Origin of the sequence: Duganella lactea (assembly GCF_009857505.1) — a bacterium.
In the GTDB taxonomy this organism is placed as follows: Bacteria; Pseudomonadota; Gammaproteobacteria; order Burkholderiales; family Burkholderiaceae_D; genus Rugamonas; species Rugamonas lactea.
The window spans coordinates 1-6,662 of record NZ_WWCP01000075.1 but is presented as its reverse complement, the minus strand read 5'-3'; the positions used below and the strand labels follow the sequence as shown (position 1 = coordinate 6,662).

8 protein-coding genes are annotated in these 6,662 nt (G+C 66.9%); 5 read left to right on the top strand and 3 right to left on the bottom strand.

Going from position 1 to position 6,662, the window contains the following annotated elements; all coding sequences use genetic code 11:
- The 5 genes from GTP44_RS27740 to GTP44_RS26590 form a co-directional block, all read left to right on the top strand.
- The coding region (locus GTP44_RS27740) for a hypothetical protein (RefSeq protein ID WP_229257105.1) at window positions 1-184 on the top strand (184 nt) is incomplete at its 5' end.
- Window positions 111-977, top strand: a complete 867-nt coding sequence (locus GTP44_RS26605) for a hypothetical protein (RefSeq protein ID WP_229257104.1) — start codon at window positions 111-113, stop codon at window positions 975-977. The genes GTP44_RS27740 and GTP44_RS26605, both read left to right, overlap by 74 nt.
- A 36-nt stretch (window positions 978-1,013) precedes the next feature.
- Complete coding sequence (locus tag GTP44_RS26600; protein ID WP_110849834.1) at window positions 1,014-1,340, top strand: YbaB/EbfC family nucleoid-associated protein; 327 nt, start codon at window positions 1,014-1,016, stop codon at window positions 1,338-1,340.
- 6 nt (window positions 1,341-1,346) lie between these two features.
- Window positions 1,347-1,937, top strand: a complete 591-nt coding sequence (gene recR / locus GTP44_RS26595; RefSeq protein WP_161021777.1) for a recombination mediator RecR — start codon at window positions 1,347-1,349, stop codon at window positions 1,935-1,937.
- Window positions 1,934-3,151 (top strand): CaiB/BaiF CoA transferase family protein, encoded by a 1,218-nt coding sequence (locus GTP44_RS26590; RefSeq protein ID WP_161021776.1) that lies wholly within the window; start codon window positions 1,934-1,936, stop codon window positions 3,149-3,151. Before recR ends, GTP44_RS26590 begins: the two co-directional genes overlap by 4 nt.
- A gap of 218 nt (window positions 3,152-3,369) precedes the next feature.
- On the opposite strand, the gene GTP44_RS26585 is transcribed toward GTP44_RS26590, so the two are convergent.
- The 3 genes from GTP44_RS26585 to GTP44_RS26575 all read right to left on the bottom strand — a co-directional run.
- Window positions 3,370-3,624, bottom strand: coding sequence for a hypothetical protein (locus GTP44_RS26585; RefSeq protein ID WP_161021775.1), 255 nt, complete (start codon window positions 3,622-3,624; stop codon window positions 3,370-3,372).
- Window positions 3,621-5,765 carry a putative bifunctional diguanylate cyclase/phosphodiesterase gene (locus tag GTP44_RS26580; RefSeq protein ID WP_161021774.1) on the bottom strand — a complete coding sequence of 715 codons (2,145 nt, stop codon included), beginning with the start codon at window positions 5,763-5,765 and terminating at the stop codon, window positions 3,621-3,623. The genes GTP44_RS26585 and GTP44_RS26580 overlap by 4 nt, the downstream gene beginning before the upstream one ends.
- A gap of 2 nt (window positions 5,766-5,767) precedes the next feature.
- Window positions 5,768-6,662 (bottom strand): response regulator (locus tag GTP44_RS26575; RefSeq protein ID WP_161021773.1); only part of this gene is annotated, 895 nt, incomplete at its 5' end.

The window sequence follows — 6,662 nt, the reverse complement described above, 5'->3', positions numbered from 1 at the left end:
CCGCGCTGGAAGCCGCGCGCGCCGCATCGCGTCCGGGTACGCGCTCGTCGGCGCCGGCCGCCCCGGCGCCAGCGACCGCCGCGCCAAGCGCTCCCGCAGCACCGGCTCCAATGGCGTCCACGCCAGCCGCACCACCGCCGGCCGCCGCGCCGACTGCGCCCAAGGCCGCGTACACGCCGCCTGACGCCACCGCGATGACGCCGGCCCCGGCGCCGCAGATGGCCGCCCGCCCGGCGCCATGGGAAGACATGCCGCCCGCCGCGGCCACGGGCGGCGATACCGCCGTGCTGGAAGCGCCGGTGCGCCAAGCCGCGCCACAGCAGGCCGCATCGGCTCCGCAAGCCCGGCAGCCTGCCGCCGAGGAAGACGACCTGCCGCCGTGGGTCACCGAATTCTCCGACGACAGCGCGGTCGCCGCGTCCTCGTCGCATCCTTACGCGCCAGCGCCGTCGGCGCCGCAGGGCGCTGGCCAGGCGGATGACCCGCAAGCGATCGTCATGCCGGTCCGCGCCGCGCCGGCGCCGGCCAAGGCTCCTTACGAATACGTCATCACCCCGGTGACCGAGCTGCACTGGGACGGCAACTGGCCGGCCGTCGCCGCCGCGCTGCCGTTGCGCGGCACCGCCCAGCAGTTGGCCATGCAAGCCGAGCTGGTCCGCTGCGGCATCGAAGGCAACGCCGCCGTGTTCACGCTGCGCGTGCCGATCGAAACCTGGCGCACCCCTGGCAACATCGACAAGCTGACCGCCGCGCTGAGCGAGCGCTTCGGCCGTCCGGTGCGCGTTGACAGTGAACTGGGCCCCGTCTGGTACACCGCCAGCGCCGAGGCGCAAGCCTACCGCGCTGCCTGCCAGCGCGCGGCCGAGGAAACCGTCGCCAACGATCCTTTCGTGAACAGCCTGATCCGTGAACTGGACGCCTGGGTGGTCCCAAGCTCCATCGTGCCGCCGCAAACCGGCGCGCCAGCGGCCGCCTGATCACTTCTTTAACCTATCCCTACGGAGAATTTCACCATGATGAAGAACCAACTGGCCGGCCTGATGAAACAAGCCCAGGCAATGCAGGACAATATGAAAAAGGCCCAGGAATCGCTGGCCCTGATCGAGGTTGAAGGCCAATCGGGCGCCGGCCTGGTCAAGGTCGTCATGACCTGCAAGAACGACGTCAAGCGCGTGTCGATCGACCCGTCGCTGCTGGCCGATGACAAGGACATGCTGGAAGACCTGGTGGCCGCCGCCTTCAACGACGCCGTGCGCAAGGCCGAGGCCACCGCCGCCGAAAAAATGGGCGGCCTGACCTCCGGCATGAATCTGCCGGCCGGCTTCAAGATGCCTTTCTAAGGACGCATGTCCAAGTCGCTGGAATTCCTGACCGAGGCCTTGCGCCGGCTGCCCGGCGTCGGGCCGAAGTCGGCGCAGCGCATGGCGTTCCACCTGCTGCAGCATGACCGCGAAGGCGCGGACATGCTGTCGCGCGCGCTGCATCAGGCGGTCAACGCCGTGCACCACTGCGCGCTGTGCAATACCTTCACCGAAGAAGACGTCTGCGACATGTGCGGCGACGAGCAGCGCGATCGCCGCCTGCTGTGCGTGGTCGAGACGCCCGCCGATCAGCTGATGATCGAGCAGACGCTGACCTACAAGGGCCTGTACTTCGTGCTGATGGGCCGGCTGTCGCCGCTGGACGGCATCGGTCCGAAAGACATCCATTTTGACAAGCTGGTGGCGCGCGCCGCCGACGGGCTGGTCACCGAGGTGGTGCTGGCCACCAATTTCACCAACGAAGGCGAGGCTACCGCGCACTACCTCAGCGAGATGCTGAAGGCGCGCGGCCTGCGCGTGAGCCGGCTGGCGCGCGGCGTGCCGGTCGGCGGCGAGCTTGAATATGTGGACGCGGGGACCATCGCCCGCGCCATGCTGGATCGAAGGACAACATGACTGCGACGAACAACGCCGGCCCGCTGGCTGGCATCAAGGTACTGGAACTGGGCACGCTGATCGCGGGCCCTTTTTGTGCGCGTATGCTGGCGGAGTTCGGCGCGGAAGTGATCAAGATCGAGTCGCCCGACGGCGGCGATCCGATCCGCAAATGGCGGGTGCTGAAGGATGGCACGTCGCTGTGGTGGTCGGTGCAGTCGCGCAATAAAAAATCGCTGACGCTGAACATGAAGCACGCGCAAGGCCGCGAGATCGCGCGCAAGCTGGCACTGGAGGCGGACATCATCATCGAGAACTACCGTCCCGGCGTGCTGGAAAAGTGGGAGCTCGGCTACGAACAGTTGAAGGCGCTCGATCCATCGACCATCATGGTGCGCCTGTCCGGTTTCGGCCAGACCGGGCCGATGAAGGATCTGCCGGGCTTTGGCGCCATCGGCGAATCAATGGGCGGCCTGCGCTATGTGTCCGGCCACGCCGACCGGCCGCCGGTGCGGGTGGGCGTGTCGATCGGCGACTCGGTGGCGGCGCTGCACGGCGTGATCGGCGCCATGATGGCGCTGCGGCACCGCGACGCCACCGGCGGCAAGCACCAAGGCGCGGGCCAGATGGTGGACGTGGCCTTGTACGAATCGGTGTTCAACCTGATGGAATCGCTGGTGCCGGAGTTCGACCACGCGGGCGTGGTGCGCGAGCGTACCGGCGGCGCGCTGCCGGGCATCGTGCCGTCGAATACCTACACCACCAAGGAGGGCGAGAACATCGTCATCGCCGGCAATGGCGACGCCATCTTCAAGCGGCTGATGCTGGCGATGGGCCGCATCGACCTGGCCGGCAACCCCGAGCTGGAGCACAACGACGGCCGCGTCAGGCACACGCGGCAGATCGACGACGCCATCCAGGCCTGGTGCGATACGCAGACCATCGACGGCGCGCTGGCGGTGCTGCAGGCGGCCGACGTCCCGGCCGGTAAAATCTACTCGGTGCGCGACATGATGACCGATCCGCAGTTTTTGGCGCGCGAGATGTTCGAGCAGCATCAGTTCGCCGATGGCTCGCCGGTCAAGCTGCCAGCCATCTCGCCGAAACTGTCGGCCACGCCGGGCCACACCAAATGGCTCGGCCCGACGCTCGGCCAGCACAACGACGAAGTGCTGCGATCGCTCGGCTACAGCGCCGACGCCATCGCCGCCATGAAGCGGGACGGCGTGCTGTGAATGACGAGCAGAGGCGACCCGTGGCTAATCCGGCACTGCAGAAATTCTCTGTTGACGCTTGATTGCAAGGATGCTCAGCGATGCCGATGAGAATGTCATGTTGCTCCCATTCCAGCGCAACGATGTCGGCGGACTTTTCATCCTCGGATAGAACTGCGAAATCGAGTGCCATGATCTCTCCTTATGGCAAGCCAGGAAACATATTGAGCAGATCGCCGTTAAGCCGGGTAACGACGGTGACAACGGCGGTTTGTTTTTGGCTGCGCCGGTCTATGCCCACCATGCCCGACGTCAAAAATGCGCACCAAGTGTTTTCTCATCATCTTATTGGGGGGATGCTGAGTTGCTTGATTGATTAATTGGACCAAGTCTTCGCTGGTGTTAAATTTACTCTTGTTTGCGTGGGTCGGCGATTGTGTATTGGTATGGTATCTGAGGATGTGCTGCCAGCCGCGCTTGGTGATGTTGATCATGTCATCGCCAGCGCGGCCTGGTCGGCGAGCATGCGGTGGATGGTGTCGGGCGGGGAGGGATGGCCGAGGTGGTAGCCCTGGACCATGTCGCAGCCGTATTGTTCCAGCAGCAGCAGCTGGGCGCCGGTTTCCACGCCTTCGGCCACCACCGCCATCTTCAGGCCGTGCGCCATGGCGATGATGGCGCGGGTGATGGCGGCGTTCTCGGAGTCCGCCGGCAGGCCGTTGATGAAGCTCTTGTCGATCTTCAGCGCGCGCACCTCGAAGCGCTTGAGGTAGTTCATCGACGAGTAGCCGGTGCCGAAGTCGTCGATCGATAGATACACGCCGATGCTGCGCAACTGCTCCAGCGTGACCATGGTGGCGCGGGCGTCGTCCATCAGCGTGCCCTCGGTCAGCTCCAGTTCCAGCAGCTCGGGCGGCAGGCCGCTGTCGTGCAGCGCGGACAGCACGATCTGGGTCAGGTTCTCATCCTTGAACTGCTTGGCGGACAGGTTGACCGCCATCCGCACCGGCGCCTTGCCCGGCGTCTGCCATGCCACCGCCTGTTGGCAGGCGGTGCGCAGCACCCACTCGCCGATCGGCACGATCAGGCCGGCCTCTTCGGCCAGCGGAATGAACTCGGTCGGCGAGATCAGGCCGCGCTCGGGATGGCGCCAGCGCACCAGCGCTTCGACGCCGGTGATCTGGCCGCTGGCGACATCGATCTGCGGCTGGTACAGCAGATACAGCTCGTCGTTCCGCAGCGCCTTGCGCAGACCGACCTCCAACTGGACGTGGCTCATGATCTGCATCGTCAGTGACGAGCTGTACAGCTTGGCGTTGTTCTTGCCGCAGTTCTTGGCGTGGTACATGGCGGTGTCGGCGAACTTCAGCAGCGAGTTGCAGTCCTCGCCGTCCTCCGGGTACAGCGAGATGCCGATGCTGGCGGTGACGAAGATTTCATGCGTTCCCAGCACGAACGGCCGGCGCATCGCTTCCTTGACGCGGTGGGCGACGTTGAGCGCGTCCTCGACCCGCTCCAGGTCCGGAATCAGGATGGTGAACTCGTCGCCGCCCAGCCGCGCCAGGTTGGCGGCGGACTCGGCGCGCGAAACCAGGTCGCCCGGCCGGGTGGTGTCACGCAGGCGCTCGGAGACGGCTTGCAGCAGCTGGTCGCCGACGTCATGGCCGAGCGTGTCGTTAACCCGCTTGAAGGCGTCCAGGTCCATGAACAGCACGGCGAATTTCTTGTTGGCCTTGCGCGAGCGCGCCAGCTCGGCCTCCAGCGTTTCGAGGAAGGCCTGGCGGTTGGGGATGCCGGTCAGCGAGTCGCAGTAGGCCAGGCGGCGGATCTGCTCCTCGCTGCGCTTGCGCTCGCTGATATCGCGCACCAGGCCGAGCACTTCGTTCGGGCCGGTGGCCACCAGCCGCGCCTCGAAATGGCGTACCGGTGGCGGCGCCGAATGCTCGCCCTGGCGTACCCGTGGCGCCGGGCCGGGCAGCGGCAGCGGTAGTTCATAGTCCAGCGAGCCGATGTGCTGTGTCGCCAGCACGTCGCGCACCTGCGTCAGCATGGGACCGGCGATGTCCGGCGGCAGCACCTGGCTCAGGTGGCGGCCGACGCACATCTCGCTGGCGAACACGTTGCTCGCCTCGTGGCCCTGTTCGTAATCGAGGTAGTAGCCGTCCTTGTTCATGCGGAAGAAGGTGTCCGGTATCGCCGCCAGCACCGCCCGGTGCTGGGCGTCGGCGATGCGCAGGCGGCTGATGGCGTCGCTGGCGCGCAGCACGTACAGCACCCGGTGGCCGAGGATCGGCCAGTTGATCGGCTTGGAGATGAAATCGGTGGCGCCGGCCTCGTAGGCGCGGGTCACCGACTCCAGTTCGTCGCCGCCGGTGACCATGATGATGGGCACGGCCGCCGGCGACTCCAGGCGGCGGATTTCGCGGCACACGGCAAAGCCGTCCATGCCGGGCATGTCGACGTCCAGCAGCACCAGGTCCGGTGCCACACTGTGGTAGCAGGCCATGGCCTGCAGGCCGTCCTCGGCCTCGATGGCGTCGAGGCCGACCTGGGCCAGCATTTCCAGCATCAGCAAGCGCATCGTGGGATCGTCGTCGGCGACCAGCACCAGGCCGCGCTTGGGGGAAGTGGCCATGATCAGAGTTCCTTTTCCAGCAAGGTTCCCAATGCCTGCCGCGTGGCCTGGAAAGAGCGTTCCATATCGGCCAGCAAGGCGGCGGCGCCGGCGGTGGTGTGGTTGCGTCCCAACTGCTCCAGCTCCTTGCAGCGCTGCGCCAGCGCGAGCGCGCCGACGTTGGCGCTGCTGGACTTGAGGCTGTGCGCGGTCTTGCGTATCTGCTCGGCGTCGTCGCCGGCGATGGCCTGCTCGATGCCGCGCAGCTGGGCCGGCGTGTCGCGCAGGAAGGCTTGCAGCACCCGTTCGAGTAGCGCCTCACCGTTGGCGGGGCTGAGCGCGCGGATGTTGTCCAGCGCCTGGCGGTGGATGATGTCGTCGTCCGGCGGCGGCGCCTCGGTCGGGACTTCCGCTGTCGCCACCGCTGCGCGCGGCAGGCTGATCCAGCGGGACAGCGTCTGCCCCAGCGCCTGCTGGGTGAACGGCTTGCTCAGGTAGTCGTCCATGCCGGCCGCCAGACACGATTCACGGTCACCCTGCAGGGCGTTGGCGGTGATGGCGATGATCGGCAGGCTGCGGGCGCGGCCGCGTTGCAGCTCGTGGCGGCGGATTTCGCTGGTGGCGGCGAAGCCGTCCATGACAGGCATCTGGCAGTCCATCAGAATCAGGTCGAAATCGTCGGCCAGCACCGAGTGCAGCGCCTCCTCGCCGTTGCCGGCACGGCGCACTTCCAGGCCCAGCCCCTCCAGCATCGCGCTGGCGACTTCAACGTTGACGGGATTGTCTTCCGCCAGCAGCACTTTGCGCCGCTTGCGCGGACGCACTGGGGACACTGCGGGCACGCCGCCGGCGCTGAGCGCGCTGATCGGCGGCGCGGCCGGGGCCAGTGCGGCGGCGGGCGGCGTCTCGGTCGCCGGG